Consider the following 19,518-nt stretch of genomic DNA (forward strand, 5'->3'; position numbering starts at 1 on the left):
ATATTTTAGTTCGACGCCAGCGGCTTGCCGCTCGCATCCTTCACATTGGCGGTCCAGCTCTTCTTGATCAGAGCCACGACATTGGCCGGCAGCGGGATATAGTCGAGTTCCTCGGCCGCCTTGGCGCCCTTGGCGAAGGCCCAGCCGAAGAATTTCAGCGCCTCGGCCGCGGCCGCCGTATCCTGCGGCGCCTTGGGCAGCAGAATGAAGGTGGCGGCGGTGATCGGCCAGGACTGCGCGCCCGGCTGGTCGGTGAGGATCTGATAGAAGCCCGGCGCATTGGCCCAATCGGCGTTGGACGCCGCGGCCTGGAAGGTCGGCGTCGTCGGGGCGACCGTCTTGCCGTCCTTGTTGACCAGCTTGGTGTAGGTCAGCTTGTTCTGCTTGGCGTAGGCGTATTCGACATAGCCGACGGCGCCCTTGGTGTTGGCGACATTGTTGGCCACGCCCTCATTGCCCTTGGCGCCGATGCCGACCGGCCATTCGACCGAGGCGTTCTCGCCCACCTTGCTCTTCCAGTCGGCGCTGACCTTGGAGAGATAGTTGGTGAAGTTGAAGGTCGTGCCCGATCCGTCCGAACGATGCACCACGGCGATCGCCGCCGCGGGGAGCTTGGCCTTCGGATTGAGCTTCTTGATCGCGGCGTCGTCCCAGCTCTTGATCTCGCCGAGGAAGATGGACGCGAGCGTCTTGCCGTCGAGGACGAGCTCGCCGGAGGCGACGCCGTCCAGATTGACGACCGGCACGATGCCGCCGATCACCTGCGGCCATTGGGTGAGGCCGGCGGCCTCGAGGTCCTCGGCCTTCAGCGGCTGGTCGGAGGCGCCGAAGGTCACGGTGCGGGCCTTGATCTGCTTGATGCCGCCGCCCGAGCCGATCGACTGATAATTGAGGCCGTTGCCGGTCTCTTTCTTATAGCTGTCCGCCCATTTGGCGTAGATCGGATAGGGGAAAGTGGCGCCGGCGCCGGAGATGTCGATCGCAAAGGCGGCTCCGGCCGTCGCGACGGCCAGGGTCGTCGCCAGAGCGACACGATGGAGAACTTTGGAAAGCATGTCGGTCTCTTTCGAGCTCGAGGTTCACTGTGTCGGCGCGCAGCGAGCGCCCCAGCGAGGCGCACACTAGGGCCGCGCGACGAGGGTTTTACGACAGCTGGATGACTGTCACATGACATGTTATCAAATTGATATTATTATATTAATCGCCGAACATCAGGCGCTGTCGGCTTTTTCTGGCTCGATCAATGGCAAAAATACGCGAAAAGTGGCGCCTTTCCCTGGCGCGGAATCTATGGCGAGCCTGCCGCGGTGGCGAGCCACGATATGCTTGACGATGGCGAGCCCGAGGCCGGTGCCGCCCTTGGCGCGACTCTTGCCGGCGTCGACGCGATAGAAGCGTTCGGTGAGGCGCGGCAGATGCTCCGGCGCTATGCCCGGCCCATGGTCGCGCACCGAGAAGACGGCGGAGGCGCCGAGCGGGGAGAGCGAGATCTCCACCGGCCCGGACCCGTATTTGATCGCATTTTCGATGAGATTTTCGGCGACGCGGGCGAGTTCGTCGCGATCGCCCGGAACGACGACCTGGCCCGTCATGTCGACTTTCAGCTCGATCCCGCCATCCTCCGCCATAGGCGCGAGCGTATCGACGATATGGGCGACGAGAATGCCGAGGTCGACCGGCGTGTCCGGGCGCAGATGCAGATGCTGCTCGATGCGCGAGAGGGAGAGCAGATCGTCGACGAGGCGCGACATACGCTGCGCCTGCTCGCGCATGATGGAGAGGAAGCGGTCGCGCGCTTTGTCGTCGTCGCGCGCCGGCCCCTGCAGCGTCTCCACGAAGCCGAGCAGCGAGGCGAGCGGCGTGCGCAATTCATGGCTGGCGTTGGCGACGAAATCGACGCGCATCCGCTCGACGCGGCGCGATTCGGTCAAATCGCGCAGGCTCACCACGGCGGCGTTCTCATAGCCTTCGAGGCGCAAAGGCGCGATATGCACCTCGAACCAGCATTCCACCGGCAGGCGCTCGAGCCAGATGACCTTCTCCGGCTGGCCGCCGCGCAGCACGCGATCCAGCGCGTCGAGCACGTCGGGCGAGCGCAGGCTGCGCGCCAGCGGATCATTGGGCCGCAAGGATGGGAGCACGGAGCGCGCGGCGCTGTTGGAGGCGACGATGCGCGCCTCCGAATCGATCACGAAGACCGCCTCCGGCAGAGCGTCGATGACGAGGCCGAGCAGCGCTTCGCCCTGATAGCGTCGGCGTAGATCGGGCATTGATCCTCTCGGTCGAAATCAATCGCGACCGAAAGCGAGCCCGAAGGCTCGCGGTCCGGAGCGCGCATTGGACCGCGAGCCTTCGGGCTCGCATCGGAAACGGGCGGTTGCAAGAAGGATCACTCGCGCGCCTCCAATATGCGGGCGATGGTCTCGCGCAGGCTGTTCCAGCGCCGCGAGCCTTCGTCCGCCCCCAGAAGCGCCAGCGCGAAGATGAAGGGCAGGAAATAATAGATGACGCGGAACAGCAGGAGCGAGGCCAGCAGGCTCTCCTGCGAATGCGACGGCAGCGCGTTCAGCATCGTCGCCTCGAAAACGCCTATGCCGCCCGGCGCATGGCTGATGACGCCGAGAATGCAGGCGAAGACATAGACCGAGACGAAGGTGAGAAAGTCGAGATCGACGTCCCGTGGCAGCAGCGCATAGAGCGCGGCGGCGGCGCAGCAGAGATCGGCTATGCCGAGCAGCGTCTGGCCGCCGGTGGGCAGGAGTCCCGGCAGCTGAAAGAAATGGCCGCGCAGCCGCACCTGTCGCGGGCGGAGCGAGACCCAGACGAAATAATAGCCGACGCCTGCGCAGATCGCGAGGCCGAGGCCGAAGTTGAGGAAGGCCGGAAGCTTGTCGATGGCCCCGAGCTCGCCGGCGCGCGCCATGAGGCCGAAGCCGACGAAGGAGGTCATGCCGAGCCAGAAGGTGACGCCGGCGATGACGGTGATGTTGGCGACCTGCACGGCGGTGACGCCGACGCGGGCATAGATCCAATAACGGACCGCTGCGGCGGTGACGACGGGAAAGCCGAGATTGAACGAAAAAGCATAGCTCGCGAAAGAGGCGAGCGCGGCGATGCGATAGCGCACGCGCAGCCGCAGCTGGCGCAGCGCCAGCGCGTCATAGCCGGTGAGCGCGAGATAGGAGAGCGCGGTGAACAGCAGAGCCGCGAAAATCTGCTCCGCGCTCATCGCCGCTATCGCGCCGCGGACGTCGGAGAATTTGACGCTCGAGATCGCGCTCGCCAAAGCGAAGCCCGCCAGCGCGAAAACGGCGAGGCTGGCGACGCCGCCGAGAACTTTGCCGAGGCTCGGCGCGATGTAGCGCCGCGCCGTCGACAAGAAGCCCGGTCCGGCGCCCTGGTCGGAATTCGCCGTCTCTTCGGCGGGCGCGACGACGCCCGTCTCATCGAGTTCGCTGTCTGACCGCTTCAATTTCGCTTTGTCCTCGAGACGTCTTCGAATATGCGCGGAATAGGCTTCGATACGACGTCGGGCGGCGGAGTTCAAAGGCGACCGGCGGGCCTCGCGGCGTCCGTTCATAGGTTTTCCAGATCCTGTGTTGCGCCGCCCGCGAGGGCGACCGGATGAAGCGCCGCCGCAGAGCCCGCCCTTCCGTCTCCTTCATGCGGGTGTCGCAGGAAAACGTCGCGGGGAGAGCATGGTTCGGTTTCGTCTCGAAGCGTGACGATAAGATGACGCGTGGCCCGAGAACAAGCCGTCAGAAGAGGCCGTGCACGAACCAGCGCGGCGACGGGCTCTCGCGGCCGAAAAGCCCCTCGCGAAACAGCCAGAAGCGACCGCCTTCCCGATCTTCTACGTAGAAGTAGTCGCGCGTGGCGGCGTCTTCCGGCGCGCTCCACCATTGCGGCGCGATGCGCTCCGGCCCCTCATAGGCCGCGAGCTCGTGCAGCAGCCGCCGCCAGCGAAAACGCAGCGGCGGCCCGTCGGGCGTGAGCGCCACCGCCTCGATCGGCTCCGGCCGCTCGAACAACCGCAAAGGCCGCGCAGGAACGCCTTCACGAAGATAGGGCGGCGGCGCGGCTTCCGCCGCCGCGGGGGCGGAACCGGAGGCGGGCCGCAGCGCGACGGCGAGCTCTGGAATATGCGAGGCCTGCGGATAGGCCCGCAGCACGCGGCGGGGGCCGAGCCGCGCGCCGAGGCGATCGACGAGATCGTCCAGCCGCGCGTCATGCGCATTTTCCCGCCCGGCCAGGCCGAGATCCGCCTGCGGCGCATCGCAGCGCTCGACGCGCCCGGCGCCGAGTCGCAGCACGTCATATCCATAACCCGTGTCGAGCCCCTCCTCCGCCAGCACGGCGAGGCGCTCGCGCAGCAGCAGAGCGATCGTCCCGGGATCGCGCAGCGGCCGGCTGGTCCCCGTTTCTATATGCGCGACGGCGCCGTCGACGCGGTAGAAAACCGCCTCCAGCTCCCGTGCGCCGACGCCATGGCGCTCGAGCAGCAGGCACAGCTCTCGGGCGAGGCTATGAAGTGTGCGCTCTATGTCCTCCTGCCGCGTGAGCCCTTCGGGAAAACGGCGCTCGGCCATGAAATCCGGGGCCTCGAAACGCGGCGAGATCGGCTCGCGGCGGCGGCAGGCGATGGCGTCGAGCCGCGCCATGGCCTCCGCCCCGAGCCTTGCCGTGAGCGGCGCGCGCGGCCGCGCCAGCAAATCGCCGAGGCTGCGCAGCCCGGCGCGATCGAGCCTTTGCCGCGCCGCCGGGTCGAGATCGAGCGCGGCGATGGGCAAGCCGGCGGCGATCGCCTCCAGTTCCTCCGCGGTCGTCCCCTCCGCCACATGGCGCCGGCGGGAAAAGCGCGCCAGCGCCAGCGCCAGCGCCGGGCCGGGCGCGATCGCCCCTCTGGCTGCAAAGCCCTGGGCGGCGAGGCGGCGCTCGACCTCCGCCAGCAGCGCCGCCTCGCCGCCGAAGAGATGCGCCGCCCCCGAAATATCCAGGAGCAGCCCGTTCGGCGGATCGGCCGCGGCGAGTGGGGTGAAGCGGCGGCACCAATCGGCGATCCGTCCCAGCAGCTCGGCGTCGGCCCGCGGGTCGGCCTCGGCCAGCCGCAAGGCGGGGCGCATGGCGCGCGCGTCGGCCACCGCCATGCCGGGGGCGAGCCCGGCCTTTTCGGCGCGCGCGTCGACGGCGGTCAGCCGCTCGGCGCCGCCGAGCTTGGCCCAGACGGCGAAGGGCGCCTCCGCCTCATCGGGCGTGGGTGCGTTTTTGCGCGCGAACCGGTCGGTCGACAGGCGCGGCAGGAACACGGCGAGGCAGCGCATGGAAAGGCCACTCATGGAACTCGGCCTCCTGATGGTCGAAAACAATGTCGCGCCAAACCTGCGGGTCGAAGGCGCCGACGAGGCCGCGCGCCTTGACGACGCGCAGACGAAAAGCGAGCGGGCCGGGCAGGGGCCGCGGCGCGCCCTCGGCCCGGGGAGGCGGCGCGCCGGCGGCGATCTCGAAGCGCGCCTCGGCGGCGCTGGCGAGCCTTTGCGCGGCGCCCGCCGCGCGCGGCAGCAGCAGCAGGCCGGCGCAGTCGCCGCGGCGGGCGGCGAGCGCCAGACGGCGCGAGGCGGCGAGGTCATAGGCGCCCGCATCGGCCCAGCTCTCGGCGATGACGACGGCGGCGCCACTTTTCAGCGCCTCCTCCATGGCCCAGAGCGTCTCGCGCGGACGGTGCGTGCGCGCCAGCACCAGAAGCTCCGGCGGCAGGCCCGCCGCCTGCAGGCCCCGCCCATAGGGCAGGCCGAGCTCGCGGGCCGCCATATCCTCGGCGATCCAGACGATCCCGCCTTGTGGCCGCAGGCGCAGCCGGCGCAGCGCCAGAGCGAAGGCGAAGCCGGCCGCCGCCGCCGCGTCGGTCGGCCGCGCCGGCAGCGCCTCGCGCAGGCCGCCGCGGCCGGGATCGAACAGGCGCGACAGCCCCTCGTCCCGCGACGCCGGAACGGGCGCGGGCGCGCCGCCCGCTTCCAGTGCGGCGATCCGACGACGCAAAAAAACAATGCGTTCCGATGAGCCGCTGCGCGACATCGGGGCCCCGATCTCCAGAGTGTTGCCTATTTGTTCTCAAACTGACTCCGCTGAGGGGGAGAGTCAAGCGGGGTGAATTTGCGTTTCTCCTGCCCGCGGCCGCTTCCGTGACAAAGAAAAATGACCTATTTTCGTGGAAAATGACCAGATTGGAGCCTGCACATGCCCAGCTACTCCATCGCCAACGCCAAAGAGCAACTCTCGCGCTTGATCGACGAAACCCTGCGCGGCGAAACCGTCACGATCACGCGCCATGGCAAGCCCGTCGTCGAATTGCGCCCGAGCGCGGGCGCGCCGGATAGAATGACGGCCGAAGAAATGGCGCGGCTGCGCGCGCGCCGCGCCGCTCGTCCTCCGCTCGGCGAGGACGCCGTCACGATCATCCGCGAGATGCGGGACAGGGAACGGTGAGCTTCTATCTCGACGCCAATCTGCTCGTAGCGCTCTTCGCTGCGGACGTTCACTCGGCTGCGGCGGACGCCTGGATCGATTCAAATCCAAGAGAATTATGCGTCGGCGATTTCGCGAGAATCGAATTCGCCGCGGTCATGTCACGGCGTTTTCGCGTCGAGCCGGCGAGCGAGAAGCTCTTGCGCGAGGCGCTCGATGATTTCGATGAATGGACGCGGCGCATGACGATTCCGATCGACACTCTTCCGCGCGACATGACGCTGGCCGATCGTCTCGTGCGTGATTTTGACTTGAAACTATCCGCGCTAGACGCATTGCATCTGGCTCTCTGCAAAAATCGAAACGACACGCTCGTCACTTTCGACATGCGCCTCGCAGAGGCGGCGCGCCGCCGAGGCGTGCAGACGATCGCCCCCTCATGACGATGGGCGTCTCGGCTCCGCCACCCAATGACCAGGATGTCGCGGCTTCAAAATGCGGCCGCCTCCCCTGAAAACAAACATGCTTACGCCTCTCCCCGGGGGGAAACCCCGCCGGGGAGGGCCGCTCATATCGCCGACTATCTGGTCGCGTCTGGCGTCACGCAGGGACGCAAGTGTCGGGAACCGGACAAACCTCGGCGCAATGCGGAGACTCGCCGTCGCATTCCGTGCACTTCTTGGGGTCGATGATATAGGTGTCGCCCTTCATGCGAATGGCGGCGGTCGGACAGTCGAACTCGCAGGCGCCGCAGACGGTGCATTGCGACGCGATAATCTTCAAGGCCATTATACTCTCCCCGATCGGTTTGGGACGCGGCGCCCGCGAAACGGCGCCGCGCGTCTCGACGCGACAGACGGGGGTAAGCAAGAATCGTTTCAATTTACCGCGGGCCGCTGCGAGACGCTTCCGCTCGCGACGGATCGTCGCGCGGGCGGCGACCGGCGACGCCTTTAAACCCGACATTGCCCGTAGACTAATAATCCGGTTTAATCCGGCCCGCGAGTGCGCCGTGGCGCCAAAAAACGAGGACGGAAATGCCGATCGACAGCAAGCATCCCGAGACACTGGCCCTCCACGCCGGCTGGCGTTCCGATCCGACGACCGGCGCCGTCGCGCCGCCCATCTATCAGACGACCTCCTATCAGTTCCGCGACACCGAACACGCCGCAAATCTCTTCGCGCTGAAGGAGCTGGGCAATATTTACACGCGCATCGGCAATCCGACGACCTCCGTGCTCGAGGAGCGTCTCGCCGCGCTCGAGGGCGGAGTCGCGGCGCTCGCTCTTTCCTCGGGACAGGCGGCCTCGGCCTTCGCGCTGCAGAATCTGGCGCGCGCCGGCGACAATGTCGTCGCCTCCACCGATCTCTATGGCGGCACCTGGAATCTCTTCGCCAACACGCTGAAGGACCAGGGCCTCGAGGTGCGCTTCGTCGATCCGAGCGACCCGGAGAATTTTCGACGCGCCACCGATGATCGCACGCGCGCCTATTACGCCGAGACGCTGCCCAATCCCAAGCTCGTCGTTTTTCCCATTGCGGAAGTCGCCGCGATCGGCCGCGAATATGGCGTTCCGCTCATCGCCGACAATACGGCGGCGCCGCTATTGGTGAAGCCGCTCGAGCATGGCGCGGCGATCGTCGTCTATTCGACGACCAAATATATCGGCGGCCATGGCACGTCGATCGGCGGCGCCATCATCGACGGCGGCAATTTCGATTGGGAGAAATTTCCCGAGCGCCAGCCTGCGCTCAACACGCCGGACGCCAGCTATCACGGCGCCGTCTGGGTGGAGGCGGTGAAACCGCTCGGCCCCGTCGCCTATATCATCAAGGCGCGCACGACATTGCTGCGCGATCTCGGCTCCGCGCCGTCGCCTTTCAATTCTTTCCTCACGCTGCAGGGCATAGAGACTCTGCCGCTGCGCATCGAGCGGCACGTCTCCAATGCGCAGGCGGTCGCGGATTTTCTTTCGACGCGCGTCGAGGTCACGAAAGTGATTCATCCCTCGCGCCAGAGCGGCGCGGAGCGCGAGCGCGCCGACAAATATCTGAAGGGCAAATATGGCGCGCTGGTCGGCTTCGAGCTCGCCGGCGGTCTCGAGGCCGGGCGCAATTTCATCGATGCGCTGAAGCTCTTCTATCACGTCGCCAATATCGGCGATGCGCGCAGCCTCGCCATTCATCCGGCGACGACGACGCATTCGCAGCTCTCCGCCGAGGCGCAGCTCGCGACCGGCGTGACGCCCGGCTATGTGCGCCTGGCCATCGGCATAGAGCATATCGACGATATTCTCGCCGATCTCGATCAGGCGTTGAAGGCGGCGAGCTGACGCGCGGGAATGTGAGAGAGGGCGTGGACTCGCCCCCTCCCCGGCCCTCCCGCGAATAGCGCTATCGGATTCACACATCGCGAAACATCGCGACCGTCATGGCCGGGCTTGTCCCGGCCACCCACGCCAAGCAGCTGAGAAACCAAAGGAAAGCGCCCGCCATCGACGGATTCGTCCCCGGCTGGCGCCGCCTGAGCTTCGGCGTCACGCCAAACTTCTATGACGCCGCGGCGCACGTTGGCGTGGATGGCCGGGACAAGCCCGGCCAGGACGTCGCGGGGGCGAGGAGGATATGTGCGTTCGATAGCGGGGGAGAGGGCCTCCCGCGCCCTCACACCGCCTGCGCGTATCTCTCGGCCTGCTCGAGATCGACGGAGACGAGCTGCGAAATGCCGCGCTCCGCCTGCGTCACGCCGAACAGGCGATCCATGCGCGCCATTGTGATGGGATTATGCGTGATGGCGACGAAGCGCGTGTCGGTCTTCTTGCGCATATCCTCGAGCAGAGCGCAGAAGCGCTCGACATTGTAATCGTCGAGCGGCGCATCCACCTCGTCGAGCACGCAGATCGGCGACGGATTGGTGAGGAAGACCGCGAAGATCAGCGACATTGCGGTCAGCGCCTGCTCGCCGCCGGAGAGCAGCGTCATCGTCTGCGGCTTCTTGCCGGGCGGGCGCGCGAGAATGTCGAGGCCGGCCTCCAGCGGATCGTCGCTCTCTATGAGCTGCAATTCCGCCGTGCCGCCGCCGAACAGCAGGCTGAACAGCTCCTTGAAATGCGCGTTCACCTGCTCGAAGGCGACGAGCAGGCGCTCGCGGCCTTCCTTGTTGAGGCTGGCGATGGCGCCGCGCAATTTCTTGATCGCCTCGGCGAGGTCTTCGCGCTCGGCCATCATCTTGTCGCGCTGCGTCTCGATCTCGCCGAGCTCCTCCTCGGCGCGCAGATTCACCGCGCCCAATCTTTCGCGATCCGCCTTCAGCCCTTCGAGCTTGCGCTCGATATCGGGGATGGAGGGGAGCTGCGTCTCCTCGCCGGTGACGCCGGCGAGCTCGGCGAGCGAATGCTCCTCGCTCTCCAATTCCATTGCGATGGCGTGCTCGACATCGGCCGAGCGGCGGCGCGCGGCCTCGAGCTGCGCCTCGCTACGGGCTTTCTCCTCGCGCGCGGCGCTCATCGCCTCCAGCGCCATGCGGGCGGCGCGATCGGATTCCGCCTGCGCGGTCTCGCCGGTCGTGCGCGCATCGGCGGCGGCGCGGCGGGCGGCCTCGGCCTCCTCGATCGCCGAGAGAAGATTGCGGCGCTGGAGCAGGAAGGTCTCCGGCGAATCGATCAGCCGCTCCTGCTCGTCACGCGAATCCTCGAGGCGGCGCTCCAATTCGGCGATACGGTCCTGCGCGCGGTCGCGCCGCTCCATCCAGGAGGCGTTCTCGCGCAGGATCGCGGATTTGCGGGCGGCGCGCGTCTCGGCCTGATGGCGCAGCGAGGTGAGCGCGGCGCGCGCCTCGCCGGCCTGAGCGCGCTCGGCGGCGGCGCGGGAACGCACATGCTCCACCGCGCCGGCGAGCGAGGCCGGCTCGTCCAGCGCATCCAGCGCATGCGCGGCGCCCTCGCGCTTCATCGCCGCCTCGTCGCGATTGGCGAGAATTTGCGCCTTGGCCTCCTCGAGCGCCGAGAGGCGCTGGGCGATCTGGCCGAGCCGGCGCTCCGCCACGACATGACGCTCGCGCGCTTCCTCCACCACGGCGCGGGCGCGGCGCTGTCCCTCGCGGGCGGCGCTTTCGGCGAGCGCGGCGGCGCGGGCCTGCTCCTGCGCCGTCTGCGCCTCGTCGGCGAGGGCGTCGGCGGTCTCGCGGGCGGCGGCGGCCTCGAGGCGCAGATCGGCGAGGCGGTTCTTCTCGGCGAGGCGGCGGGCGGCCGGCGTCGGCGCCTCGGCGGCCTGGGTGAATCCGTCCCAGCGCCAGAGGTCGCCCTCCTTGGAGACGAGACGCTGGCCGGGCTTCAGCATGGAACGCAATGCTGCGCCCTCGCTGCGCAGCACGACGCCGATCTGCGCGAGGCGCCGGGCCAGCGCCGGCGGCGCCTGCACCATTTCGGCGAGCGTGCGCACGCCCGGCGGCAGCGAGGGGTCGCCGGCGCCGGAGGTGAGCGCCCAATGGGCCGGGGCGGAGGTCTCGACGGAGGCGTCGAGATCGTCGCCGAGCGCGGCGCCGAGCGCCGTCTCATAGCCCTTCTCGACGCTGACGCTCTCGACGATCGGCGCCCAGAGATCGCCGCCGCCCGATTCGAGCAGCTTCTCCAGCGTGCGCGCCTCGGTCTCGAGCCGGCCGGCGCGCTTCTCGGCCTCCGCCAGCGGCTGGCGCGATAGGCTCTCCGCCTCGCGCGCCTCGATCGCCGCTTCTTCGGCCATCAGCGCGGTCTCGTCGGCCTCACGCGCCTGCTCGTTCGCCATTTCCAGCGATTCGGCGAGGCGCTCCACCTCTTCCGCCGCGCCGCCCTGGCCGGCGATCAGCGCGAATTCGGTCTCGACGCGGGTCAGCTCCGCCTCGAAACGCGAGACGCGCTGCGTCTCCTCGCGCAGCGCCGCCTCCAGCGCGGCGCGCTGGGCGTTGACGCCGGCCAGCGATTGCTGCGCCTCGGAAAGCTCGGCCTCGGTGCGGGCCAGCGCCTCCTCTATCTCGGCGAGACGCTCGCGGGCGGCCTCCTCGCGCTCGGCGCCGATGGCGTCCTGCTCGGCCAGTTCGCCGCGCTCGTCCTCGAGCCGCTGCGTCACTTCCGCCGCGTCGTCGATCAGCGCGCGCTCGCGTTCGACGTCGCGGGCGAATTGCTCGGCGTGGCGGGTCAGCTCGGCGATGCGGTCCTTGGCGCGTTTCTCCTCGCCGTCCAGCGCATCGCGGGCCATGATCAACCGATGCAGCGCCGCGCCGGCCTCGGCCTCCCTGTCGCGGAGCTTCGGCAGCTCGAAGGCGGCGATCGCCTGCAATCGCGCGGCCTCGGCCTGCTGCAGCGTGCGCTCCTCGACGAGCTTCAAATCCTCTTCCAGCTTGCGCTCGGCGGCGGTCAGCTGCTCGCTCGCCTGGCGATGCGCGATGTAGGCAGCGAGCGCCTCATTCTTACGGATTTCCGCCGCCACGGCGCGATAGCGCTGCGCCTGCCGGGCCTGACGGCGCAGGCTCTCGGTCTGGCCGTCGACCTGTTTCAACACATCCTCGAGGCGGGTGAGATTTTCGGCCGCCGCGGTCAGCCGCAGCTCGGCCTCGTGCCGGCGGGAATGCAGGCCGGCGACGCCGGCGGCGTCTTCCAGAATGCGGCGGCGCGCCTGCGGCTTGGCCGAGATGATCTCGCCGATCTGCCCTTGGCGCACCAGCGCCGGCGAGCGCGCGCCGGTGGCGGCGTCGGCGAAGAGCAGCTGCACATCCTTGGCGCGCACCTCGCGGCCATTGATCCTATAGGTGGAGCCGGCCTCGCGCTCGATGCGGCGGGTGACTTCCAGCGTCTCGGCGTCGTTGAAGGCGGCCGGGGCGGTGCGGGAGCTATTGTCCAGCACGAGGCCGACCTCGGCGACATTGCGGGCCGGGCGCGAGCCGCCGCCGGAGAAGATGACGTCATCCATCCCCGAGCCGCGCATGTTTTTATAGGAGTTCTCGCCCATGACCCAGCGCAGGGCCTCGACGAGATTGGACTTGCCGCAGCCATTCGGACCGACGACGCCGGTCAGGCCGGGTTCGATCAGAAAATCTGTGGCCTCGCAGAAGCTCTTGAAGCCGAGAAGTCGGAGCCGCTGGAATTTCATGGCGGCAAGAGCGCCACAAAATAGCGGGGAAAGCAAGAACAGGGCCGCGATATGTTGTGGAGGCAGGGCCTCCCGGCGGGGGCGGGCGCGGCCTCTCCCGACTCACCCACGCCGTCCTGGCCGGGACTAGCCCGGCCAGGACGGCGCCTTATGGGTGTGCGAAGCGCTGACGCAGAAACAGGGAGCGATCACGCCCCCGCAGCGATGAATTGCGCCTTGGCGAGCGCGGCGAACAGCCCGCCTTTGGCCACCAGCTCGTCGAACGTCCCGCTCTCGACGATCTCGCCGCGATCCAGCACCAGAATGCGGTCCGCATGGCGCACCGTCGCCAGACGATGGGCGATGATGAAAGTGGTGCGGCCGGCGGTCGCGGCCTCCAGCGCCTTCTGCAACTGACGCTCCGTCGTCGCGTCCAGCGCGCTGGTCGCCTCGTCGAAGATCATGATCGGCGGGTCTTTCAGCAGAGCGCGGGCGATGGAGAGGCGCTGACGCTCGCCGCCCGACAGCGTGCGGCCGCGCTCGCCGACCAAGGTCGAAAGCCCCTCGCTCTGCCGCGCGACGAGATCGCGCGCCTGCGCCAGCTCCACCGCGCGGGCGATCTCTTCTTCATTCGCATCCGGCTTGCCGACGCGCAGATTCTCCTCGATCGAGCGGGCGAACAGCATAGGCTCCTGAAACACGACGCCTATGTTGCGGCGGAGCGAGGTCAGCGTCATGTCGCGAATGTCGACCCCGTCGATCGTCACGCGGCCTTGCGCGGGATCGAAGACGCGATGCAAGAGACCGAGCGTCGTCGATTTGCCGGAGCCCGTCGCGCCGACCAGCGCGATGGTCTCGCCCTGCCGCGCCGAGAAGGAGACGTCGCGCAGCGCGAGACGCTCGCCGCCATAAGAAAAGCTCACATTCTCGAAGGCCACCGCGCCCGCGAGCCGGCCGAGATCGCGCGCATCCTCGCGATCGGCGACCGTCGGGCGCGTGTCGAGGATCGAGAAGAATTCGGCGATTTTCGGCGCGAGCAGAAACAGCACGTTCAAAAAGCCGACCATTTGCTCGAGCCGGCCGATGAGCATGGTCGCAAAGCTCATGAAGGCGACGATCTCGCCGATGGAGGCGAGGCCCTGCAAATGCAGCCAGGCGCCGAGTAGAAAAATGACGAGCAGGGTGAGCGTCGCCGAGGCGCGGCTCGCCACTGCGGCGAGCGCCCACCAGGACAGCACGGGAATTTGCGCGGCGAGCAATTCGTCGATGATCCGCCGCAGCGCATTGGTCTCGCTCTGCACGCGCGTGAAGCTCTGCACCACGGCGACATTGCCCAAAGCGTCGGAGGCGTGCTCGGCGAGCGACGAATGATGACGCTCCACTTTGCTCTGCAATTGCTCGGTGCGGCGCAGGACGAAGGAGGTGAGCGCGCCGAAGACGATGACGAGCACGATGAGCGGCAGAGCGAGTCGCCAATTGACGAAGAGCGTCGCCGGCAGCAGCACGAAGAGTGCGACGAAGGAGGCGCAATTCTCGCGGAAGAAGGAGAGCCACAGCCCCGCCATGCCGGAGGCGCCCTCCAGCATCACCTTCAGCAGCCGGCCGGAATGCGCGCCGGCGTGAAAGCTCGACGGCAGATCGAGCACATGCTCGAAATAAGCGGCCATCACCGCGAGCCGGCTCCTATGCGCGAGGCGGTCGGCATGGAGCGCGACCAGCACAGAGGCAGCGATGGAGAAGAGGCCGAAGCCGGCCCAGGCCGCGAGCAGCGGCACGAGATCGCCCCAGGCGAGCTTGACGCCGGCCGCCTGCGCGCGCGTGAGCACGTCGATGACACGGCCGAACAGCATGGGCTCGGCGAATTGCGCGACGGCCACGGCGAGATTGGCGGCGACGAGGATCGCCGCGAGACGTTTCTGCGGCTTCAGCTGCGCGAGGACACGGAGATAGACGGCGAGGACGGACATGAGCAACTAAATGGGTGAGGCGATGACGCGGTCTATAGCGGGCGGGGCGGAGAGCGCAAGGCGGTCGTGTCTCGCCGCGGCCCGATTTGACGTAGATTTCTCGTGGTGACGCCGATGGCCGAAATTCGGGTCTGCGCGACACCCGCAATTGGCGGTCTCATAGATGCCGATCACATTTCGCATGTCGACAATCGATGATCTGAGCAAATTTCGCGCTTGGTTTCACGACGACGAACTTCGGCGCCGCCTGTCTTTTCCGACGGATGATTGGTTCGCCTATGTGACAGCCGGAGACGCCGCCCGTAGTTGGGCGGCTTTGTACGCCGGCGAGATTATCGCGCAAGTGCAGGTCGATCGGGAAAGCCCCGAGCGCGGCTGCCTCGCTTTCGCCATGCGTCCCGACCGCAGAGGGCGAGGATTAGGAAAGCGGGTGCTTTCTGCGTTTTTGTCGGGACCAGGGCTGGCCTATCCGGTTTTGGAAGGGCAAATAGAGTTCGACAATGTCGCAAGTCTCGCTTGCTGCAGGCGATGCGGTTTCACGATCGCGCATGAGCCCGACGCCGACGGCTTCATTCGCGCGTCCTATCGCTCCAAACAGTGACGCTCGCGGCGTGCGCGAGGCCGAGCGAGACGCGAGCTTTGCAGAATCTCGCCGGCCACGCTTGTATTATGCGCCCATATGCCCCACATACGGTCTATCGAGTTTTCGGCCGGTCGACTCCTGCTTCGCGCCTAACGGCGCCCCGGGCACTATGACTTCCTCTCCAGAACATCGATCAAGCAAGGCGTCGCATGTCGCGAACGCCCCAAATCCCCGTGTTCTTCGAAAGGACAAGTCATGCAGACCGGCATAGTGAAATGGTTCAATGCGCAAAAGGGTTTCGGCTTCATTCAGCCGGAGGCCGGCGGAGCCGACGTCTTCGTTCATATCAGCGCCGTCGAGCGCGCGGGCCTGCCCGGCCTCGCCGAAGGCCAGAAGCTCTCCTATGAGATCGTCGTCGACCGGCGCAGCGGCAAATCATCGGCGGATCAGCTGAAGGTCGACTGACCTCGAGCGATCGGGCCCTGCACGCCGACCGCGGATGTACCGGCGGCGAGCGCGGGGCCTTCTCCCCCGGTGGAGGCGCGTCGTTCCTCAAAGGATCGGCGCGTCGCACTCCATCCGAAAGGGCCCGACATTATGAGCGCGCATTCGAATGAGCTCTCCCGCCATCAGCGGCTTCGCAAAGAGGCGCCGACGCATAAGTTTCGTCTCGGCGCGCAAATCTATCACCGCATCGGCGCGCGATCGGAAAAAGAGACATTCCGGATCATGCGCCTGCTGCCCGACAGCGGCGCGGGATTCCAATATGTCATCAAAGGAGACCGGGACGGTCTCGAACGTGTCGTGACGGAAGCGGGAATGGAATTCGCCTGGTAGTTTCTCGCTTCGTCTCGTCCCACACAGGCCGCGCGGCGGCGCCGTGATCGATTTCGCGCCGAAAAGCGCGGACGACAGGGAGAAGAGCGATGAGCGCATTCGATTACGGCATGGAAGCCGGCCTTTTCTCGTCCAAGACTCTCGCCAAACGGTCGAGATCCTATCAGAACTCCGTCCAATTCCGGCGCTTCGCCCAGGCTGCGGAGGCGATTCGCTACGCCGTGGAGGACATGCCTCCCGCCATGCTGGGAAGCTGCTCGCTCGAAGTGGCGGAGGCGACATATTCCGGCGCGGCGATTCGCGGATTATATGAAAGCGCGGAATTTCCGCTGCCACGACGGGTCGACTCGAAAAAATAAATTCCGCGGCGTGAAGCGAGCCGTTTCAACTTTGCGCAGAGGCTTTCGGGACAAACCGCTTCACGGCGATCTGGTCGGAGCGGTCGCGCATGGCGCAGGCGTCGAACCACGCCTGCATCTTCAACAGAGTGTCCATGCTCATTCCGAACGCCTTCTCTATGCGCAGCGCCATTTCCGGCGATAAAGCCGCTTTGCCGTTCACGAGGTCGGACAAAGTGGCGCGGCGCACGCCCAGCGCATCGGCGGCCTGCGCGACCGAGAGATCGAGAGGCTCGAGGACCTCCTCGCGGATGAAAACGCCGGGATGCGGCGGCCTCATGCCTATGGTCACAGGCGCGTCGGTCATCAGTGATAATCCTCCATGTCGAGGTTGGTGATTTCGCCGCGGTCGAGTTCGAACGTAATGCGCCAATTGCCGGAAACGGAAATGCTCCAGGTTCCGGCCCTGTCCCAAAGTTGATGTATCCGCCAGCCCGGCGGGCCTTGCAGGCCCTCCATATTCGTCGCGGCGACGAGCGCGGCGAGAATGTTGCGCGTTCGGTTCACCAGATCGGGACGCAGCTCCCTCGGGTCGTCGCTCTCGATGAAGCGCCTCAGGCCTCGGTGCTTGATCGTGCGAAGGTTCATCGCAATTAATGTACGGCGTAACCGTACATACCGCAAGTGTTTTTCGCGCCGCGCCGCTGGAGCATCGCCGCGGCGCGCGATAGATTCCCGCCATGACCGCCCCGCTCACCCGCGACGATTGCGCCCTTTCCCTTCTCCCCCGGCCCGGTTCGCCCCCGGTGGAATGGGTCGTGACCCCCGGCCTCGTGGCCTATGAGGCCGCCGTCGCCGAGATGGAATCGCGCGTCGAGCGCATCGCCGAGGGCGCGGCTCCCGAGCGCGTCTGGCTCATCGAGCATCCGCCCGTCTATACCGCCGGAACTTCGGCCAAGGAGGCCGATCTCCTCGATGCGCGTTTTCCCGTGCATCGCAGCGGGCGCGGCGGGCAATTCACCTATCATGGGCCGGGACAGCGCGTCGCCTATGTGATGCTGAATCTGACGCGGCGCAAGCGCGATCTGCGCGCCTATGTGGCGGGGCTCGAGGCCTGGCTCATCGAAACGCTCGCTTCGCTCGGCGTCGCCGGCGAGCGGCGCGAGGATCGCGTCGGCGTGTGGACGCGCCGGCCGGACAAACCGGCGGGCCTCTTCGGCGAGCCGGCCGAGGACAAGATCGCCGCGATCGGCGTGCGCGTGCGGCGCTGGACCACTTTCCATGGATTGGCGCTGAATGTCGCGCCGGATCTCACGCATTTTTCCGGCATAGCGCCTTGCGGCGTGCGGCAATCGCATCTCGGCGTGACGAGCCTCGCCGATCTCGGCAAGGTCTCGGATATGGCCGCGGTGGACGTGGCGCTGCGCCACGCCTTCGAGCCTATTTTTGGAGCGACGACGCCTCAGCCCGCCGAGAGATGAGCGAAATCGCGCACCACGCGCTCATAGACGTCGCGCTTGAAGGGCACGATCAGCTCCGGCAATAGCGCCGCGCGCTCCCAGCGCCAGGCGTCGAATTCCGGCGCGTGCTGGCCGCCGCCGGGCCGCTCTATGTCGATCTCCGCCTCCTCGCCCTCGAAGCGGAAGGCGAACCATTTCTGCGTCTGGCCGCGATATTTGCCTTTCCAGCGCTTCGAGGCCTCGGGCGGCAGATCGTAGCTGTACCAATCCTGCGACTCGGCGAGCACGGAGACGCTGGTCACATTGGTCTCCTCGGCCAATTCGCGCAGCGCCGCGGCGAGCGGCTCCTCGCCCTCGTCTATGCCGCCTTGCGGCATTTGCCATTCATGCTCGATCACTTCCGGATCGGCGCGTTTGGAAAAGCGCCGGCCGAGGAAGACGAGGCCTTCGGCGTTGATCAGCATGACGCCGACGCAGGGTCTGTAGGCCAGCTCGCTCATTTCCACTTTCCGGCTCTCGCCTCTTTGTCCTCGACCCGCGACGCCAGCGCGCTCAGCGGGACGAGCGCTATTCCCTTGCGCTCGAGCTCACGCGCGAAACGCGCGAGGCGCGCCATCGTCCGCGGCAGCGCGCCAGCGACGATGATCGCCTGACCATTACGGCGCGCGAGCGCCTCGATCTGCGTCAAGGCCTTCTCCACAGCCTCGCCCGAAGCGCCCGCGTCGATCGCCACATCCGCCCGCGCCGCCGTCAAGGCGAGGCGCGGCGCCAGGCTCGCGACCAGCGAGCGCGGCGAGGTGCCGTCGTCGAGAAAGAGCAGCCCGCGCCCGGCTATGTCCGTGAGCGTCGGCGTCAGCGCCGTCTCGTCGGCGGTGAATTGCGCGCCGAGATAGTTCACGACGCCGATATAGCCGGAAAAGCGGCTCATCAGCCAGCGCAGATCGTCGAGCCCGGCGCCGCGCGTCGTCAGCAGCGTGTGCGGCCCCGGATTTTCGCGTGGATAATCGTAAGGCTCCATCGGCGCCTGCAGCAAAATCTCGTGACCGCGGTCGCGCGCCTTCGCCGCGACGCTCTCGGGGTCGGCGCCATAGGGCGCGAGCGCCAGCGTGACGGCGCCCGGCAATTCGTCGATGGCGCTCGCCGTGAGCTGCGCATTGAGCCCGACGCCGCCGACGACGAGCGCCACGCGCGGCGCGCCGGCCGGCAGACGCGCGCTGATGGCGGCGGGGCGGGCGTAGATTTCCATCGGCTTTTCGCCGCCGGCGCCGATCTTCGGCAGCGGGCCGTGGCGGCCCTTTTCCATCACGCGCTTGTCGGGCGCGGGCGCGAGCGCCGTATGCTGCTCGTCGAGCCTTATCACGAGAGCGCCGGGCGCCTCGGCGCCGCCGATGCGCGTGATCTTGACGCCGGAGCGCTTCTCTATGTCGGCAATCTCATCCGCGCGCTTGTCGGATTCTGTGGCGACATGTTCCGCGGGAGGGCTCGCCGGCGCCGGCGGCTCGACCGTCTCTATCCGCGCGACGGCGACGGGCCGGCCGGCCTGCGGGTCGCGCATCGTCGGCGCGAAGGCGGCGAGACAAGCGCCGCCGAGCAGCGCTGCGGCGAAGACGACGGCCCGTCCGCGCCGGCGGGGGGCGGGGCGCGGCTCCAGCGGCGCATTCAAGCCCAATGGCGCGTTCAATTCGTCGGTCATGGCCCGCGGCGGCTCCCTATTGCGGCGAGGCGCGATTCGCGGCGCCTCGATCATTCATAATGCGTCGAACCCGCGC

The 19,518-nt window shown here is 67.3% G+C and carries 19 protein-coding genes; 7 read left to right on the forward strand and 12 right to left on the reverse strand.

Annotation, left to right across the window (positions count from 1 at the left end; genetic code table 11):
- Positions 1-5: 5 nt before the first annotated feature.
- The 5 genes from pstS to C5689_RS02945 all read right to left on the reverse strand — a co-directional run bounded on the left by pstS (position 6) and on the right by C5689_RS02945 (position 6,036).
- Positions 6-1,055, reverse strand: a complete 1,050-nt coding sequence (pstS, locus tag C5689_RS02925; protein WP_108915769.1) for a phosphate ABC transporter substrate-binding protein PstS — start codon at positions 1,053-1,055, stop codon at positions 6-8.
- Between the two features lie 156 nt (positions 1,056-1,211).
- Positions 1,212-2,270: an ATP-binding protein gene (locus C5689_RS02930; RefSeq protein WP_108915770.1), complete on the reverse strand. Its 1,059-nt coding sequence runs from the start codon at positions 2,268-2,270 to the stop codon at positions 1,212-1,214.
- Between the two features lie 119 nt (positions 2,271-2,389).
- Complete coding sequence (locus C5689_RS02935) at positions 2,390-3,580, reverse strand: lysylphosphatidylglycerol synthase domain-containing protein (RefSeq protein ID WP_108915771.1); 1,191 nt, start codon at positions 3,578-3,580, stop codon at positions 2,390-2,392.
- A gap of 178 nt (positions 3,581-3,758) precedes the next feature.
- Positions 3,759-5,336: a Y-family DNA polymerase gene (locus C5689_RS02940; protein ID WP_244594553.1), complete on the reverse strand. Its 1,578-nt coding sequence runs from the start codon at positions 5,334-5,336 to the stop codon at positions 3,759-3,761.
- A complete protein-coding gene (locus C5689_RS02945) occupies positions 5,245-6,036 on the reverse strand; it encodes a hypothetical protein (RefSeq protein WP_244594554.1) in 792 nt (263 codons plus the stop codon). Before C5689_RS02945 ends, C5689_RS02940 begins: the two co-directional genes overlap by 92 nt.
- A gap of 198 nt (positions 6,037-6,234) precedes the next feature.
- Here C5689_RS02945 and C5689_RS02950 point away from each other — a divergent pair, with 198 nt between their 5' ends.
- Together C5689_RS02950 and C5689_RS02955 are read left to right on the forward strand one after the other, a co-directional pair.
- Positions 6,235-6,483, forward strand: a complete 249-nt coding sequence (locus tag C5689_RS02950) for a type II toxin-antitoxin system Phd/YefM family antitoxin (protein ID WP_108915774.1) — start codon at positions 6,235-6,237, stop codon at positions 6,481-6,483.
- Positions 6,480-6,905 carry a type II toxin-antitoxin system VapC family toxin gene (locus C5689_RS02955; protein WP_108915775.1) on the forward strand — a complete coding sequence of 142 codons (426 nt, stop codon included), beginning with the start codon at positions 6,480-6,482 and terminating at the stop codon, positions 6,903-6,905. The genes C5689_RS02950 and C5689_RS02955 overlap by 4 nt, the downstream gene beginning before the upstream one ends.
- 157 nt (positions 6,906-7,062) lie before the next feature.
- Here C5689_RS02955 and C5689_RS02960 read toward each other — a convergent pair whose 3' ends face one another.
- Positions 7,063-7,251: a 4Fe-4S dicluster domain-containing protein gene (locus tag C5689_RS02960; RefSeq protein WP_018267040.1), complete on the reverse strand. Its 189-nt coding sequence runs from the start codon at positions 7,249-7,251 to the stop codon at positions 7,063-7,065.
- Positions 7,252-7,499: 248 nt separating this feature from the next.
- On the opposite strand from C5689_RS02960, the gene C5689_RS02965 reads away from it, so the two are divergent.
- Positions 7,500-8,795: an O-acetylhomoserine aminocarboxypropyltransferase/cysteine synthase family protein gene (locus tag C5689_RS02965; RefSeq protein ID WP_108915776.1), complete on the forward strand. Its 1,296-nt coding sequence runs from the start codon at positions 7,500-7,502 to the stop codon at positions 8,793-8,795.
- A 331-nt stretch (positions 8,796-9,126) separates the two neighbouring features.
- Here the strand turns inward: C5689_RS02965 and smc are convergent, their stop codons facing one another.
- Together smc and C5689_RS02975 are read right to left on the reverse strand one after the other, a co-directional pair.
- Entirely contained in the window at positions 9,127-12,585 is a 3,459-nt protein-coding gene (smc, locus tag C5689_RS02970; RefSeq protein WP_108915777.1) for a chromosome segregation protein SMC, read from the reverse strand.
- 188 nt (positions 12,586-12,773) lie between these two features.
- Positions 12,774-14,531, reverse strand: coding sequence for a glucan ABC transporter ATP-binding protein/ permease (locus tag C5689_RS02975; protein ID WP_108915778.1), 1,758 nt, complete (start codon positions 14,529-14,531; stop codon positions 12,774-12,776).
- A 181-nt stretch (positions 14,532-14,712) separates the two neighbouring features.
- Here C5689_RS02975 and C5689_RS19030 point away from each other — a divergent pair, with 181 nt between their 5' ends.
- From C5689_RS19030 to C5689_RS02990, 3 genes are all read left to right on the forward strand, one after another.
- Complete coding sequence (locus C5689_RS19030; RefSeq protein WP_158271733.1) at positions 14,713-15,132, forward strand: GNAT family N-acetyltransferase; 420 nt, start codon at positions 14,713-14,715, stop codon at positions 15,130-15,132.
- Positions 15,133-15,369: 237 nt separating this feature from the next.
- Positions 15,370-15,579 (forward strand): cold-shock protein, encoded by a 210-nt coding sequence (locus C5689_RS02985; protein ID WP_108915780.1) that lies wholly within the window; start codon positions 15,370-15,372, stop codon positions 15,577-15,579.
- Positions 15,580-15,711: 132 nt separating this feature from the next.
- Positions 15,712-15,951, forward strand: coding sequence for a hypothetical protein (locus tag C5689_RS02990; protein WP_108915781.1), 240 nt, complete (start codon positions 15,712-15,714; stop codon positions 15,949-15,951).
- Positions 15,952-16,335: 384 nt separating this feature from the next.
- Here the strand turns inward: C5689_RS02990 and C5689_RS03000 are convergent, their stop codons facing one another.
- Positions 16,336-16,656, reverse strand: a complete 321-nt coding sequence (locus tag C5689_RS03000; RefSeq protein ID WP_108915783.1) for a HigA family addiction module antitoxin — start codon at positions 16,654-16,656, stop codon at positions 16,336-16,338.
- On the reverse strand, positions 16,656-16,937 hold the full coding sequence (locus tag C5689_RS03005; RefSeq protein ID WP_108915784.1) for a type II toxin-antitoxin system RelE/ParE family toxin: 282 nt from the start codon (positions 16,935-16,937) through the stop codon (positions 16,656-16,658). The genes C5689_RS03000 and C5689_RS03005 overlap by 1 nt, the downstream gene beginning before the upstream one ends.
- Before the next feature lie 92 nt (positions 16,938-17,029).
- Here C5689_RS03005 and lipB point away from each other — a divergent pair, with 92 nt between their 5' ends.
- A complete protein-coding gene (gene lipB, locus C5689_RS03010; RefSeq protein ID WP_108915785.1) occupies positions 17,030-17,770 on the forward strand; it encodes a lipoyl(octanoyl) transferase LipB in 741 nt (246 codons plus the stop codon).
- Here lipB and C5689_RS03015 read toward each other — a convergent pair.
- On the reverse strand, positions 17,752-18,249 hold the full coding sequence (locus C5689_RS03015; protein ID WP_108915786.1) for an RNA pyrophosphohydrolase: 498 nt from the start codon (positions 18,247-18,249) through the stop codon (positions 17,752-17,754). The two genes, lipB and C5689_RS03015, sit on opposite strands and share 19 nt — an antisense overlap.
- Positions 18,246-19,442, reverse strand: coding sequence for a divergent polysaccharide deacetylase family protein (locus C5689_RS03020; RefSeq protein ID WP_108915835.1), 1,197 nt, complete (start codon positions 19,440-19,442; stop codon positions 18,246-18,248). The genes C5689_RS03015 and C5689_RS03020 overlap by 4 nt, the downstream gene beginning before the upstream one ends.
- Positions 19,443-19,518 lie beyond the last annotated feature (76 nt).

The organism is Methylosinus sporium (assembly GCF_003113265.1).
GTDB lineage: Bacteria > Pseudomonadota > Alphaproteobacteria > Rhizobiales > Beijerinckiaceae > Methylosinus > Methylosinus sporium.

Coding starts and splice junctions, on each gene's coding strand:
- C5689_RS03000 (WP_108915783.1), bottom strand. CDS start 16,656: ATGACCGACGCGCCTGTGACCATAGGCATGAGGCCGCCGCATCCCGGC.
- C5689_RS02930 (WP_108915770.1), bottom strand. CDS start 2,270: ATGCCCGATCTACGCCGACGCTATCAGGGCGAAGCGCTGCTCGGCCTC.
- C5689_RS02940 (WP_244594553.1), bottom strand. CDS start 5,336: ATGAGTGGCCTTTCCATGCGCTGCCTCGCCGTGTTCCTGCCGCGCCTG.
- C5689_RS02975 (WP_108915778.1), bottom strand. CDS start 14,531: ATGTCCGTCCTCGCCGTCTATCTCCGTGTCCTCGCGCAGCTGAAGCCG.
- C5689_RS02950 (WP_108915774.1), top strand. CDS start 6,235: ATGCCCAGCTACTCCATCGCCAACGCCAAAGAGCAACTCTCGCGCTTG.
- C5689_RS02965 (WP_108915776.1), top strand. CDS start 7,500: ATGCCGATCGACAGCAAGCATCCCGAGACACTGGCCCTCCACGCCGGC.
- pstS (WP_108915769.1), bottom strand. CDS start 1,055: ATGCTTTCCAAAGTTCTCCATCGTGTCGCTCTGGCGACGACCCTGGCC.
- smc (WP_108915777.1), bottom strand. CDS start 12,585: ATGAAATTCCAGCGGCTCCGACTTCTCGGCTTCAAGAGCTTCTGCGAG.
- C5689_RS02960 (WP_018267040.1), bottom strand. CDS start 7,251: ATGGCCTTGAAGATTATCGCGTCGCAATGCACCGTCTGCGGCGCCTGC.
- C5689_RS03020 (WP_108915835.1), bottom strand. CDS start 19,442: ATGACCGACGAATTGAACGCGCCATTGGGCTTGAATGCGCCGCTGGAG.
- C5689_RS02935 (WP_108915771.1), bottom strand. CDS start 3,580: ATGAACGGACGCCGCGAGGCCCGCCGGTCGCCTTTGAACTCCGCCGCC.
- C5689_RS02985 (WP_108915780.1), top strand. CDS start 15,370: ATGCAGACCGGCATAGTGAAATGGTTCAATGCGCAAAAGGGTTTCGGC.
- C5689_RS03015 (WP_108915786.1), bottom strand. CDS start 18,249: ATGAGCGAGCTGGCCTACAGACCCTGCGTCGGCGTCATGCTGATCAAC.
- C5689_RS19030 (WP_158271733.1), top strand. CDS start 14,713: ATGTCGACAATCGATGATCTGAGCAAATTTCGCGCTTGGTTTCACGAC.
- C5689_RS02990 (WP_108915781.1), top strand. CDS start 15,712: ATGAGCGCGCATTCGAATGAGCTCTCCCGCCATCAGCGGCTTCGCAAA.
- C5689_RS03005 (WP_108915784.1), bottom strand. CDS start 16,937: ATGAACCTTCGCACGATCAAGCACCGAGGCCTGAGGCGCTTCATCGAG.
- lipB (WP_108915785.1), top strand. CDS start 17,030: ATGACCGCCCCGCTCACCCGCGACGATTGCGCCCTTTCCCTTCTCCCC.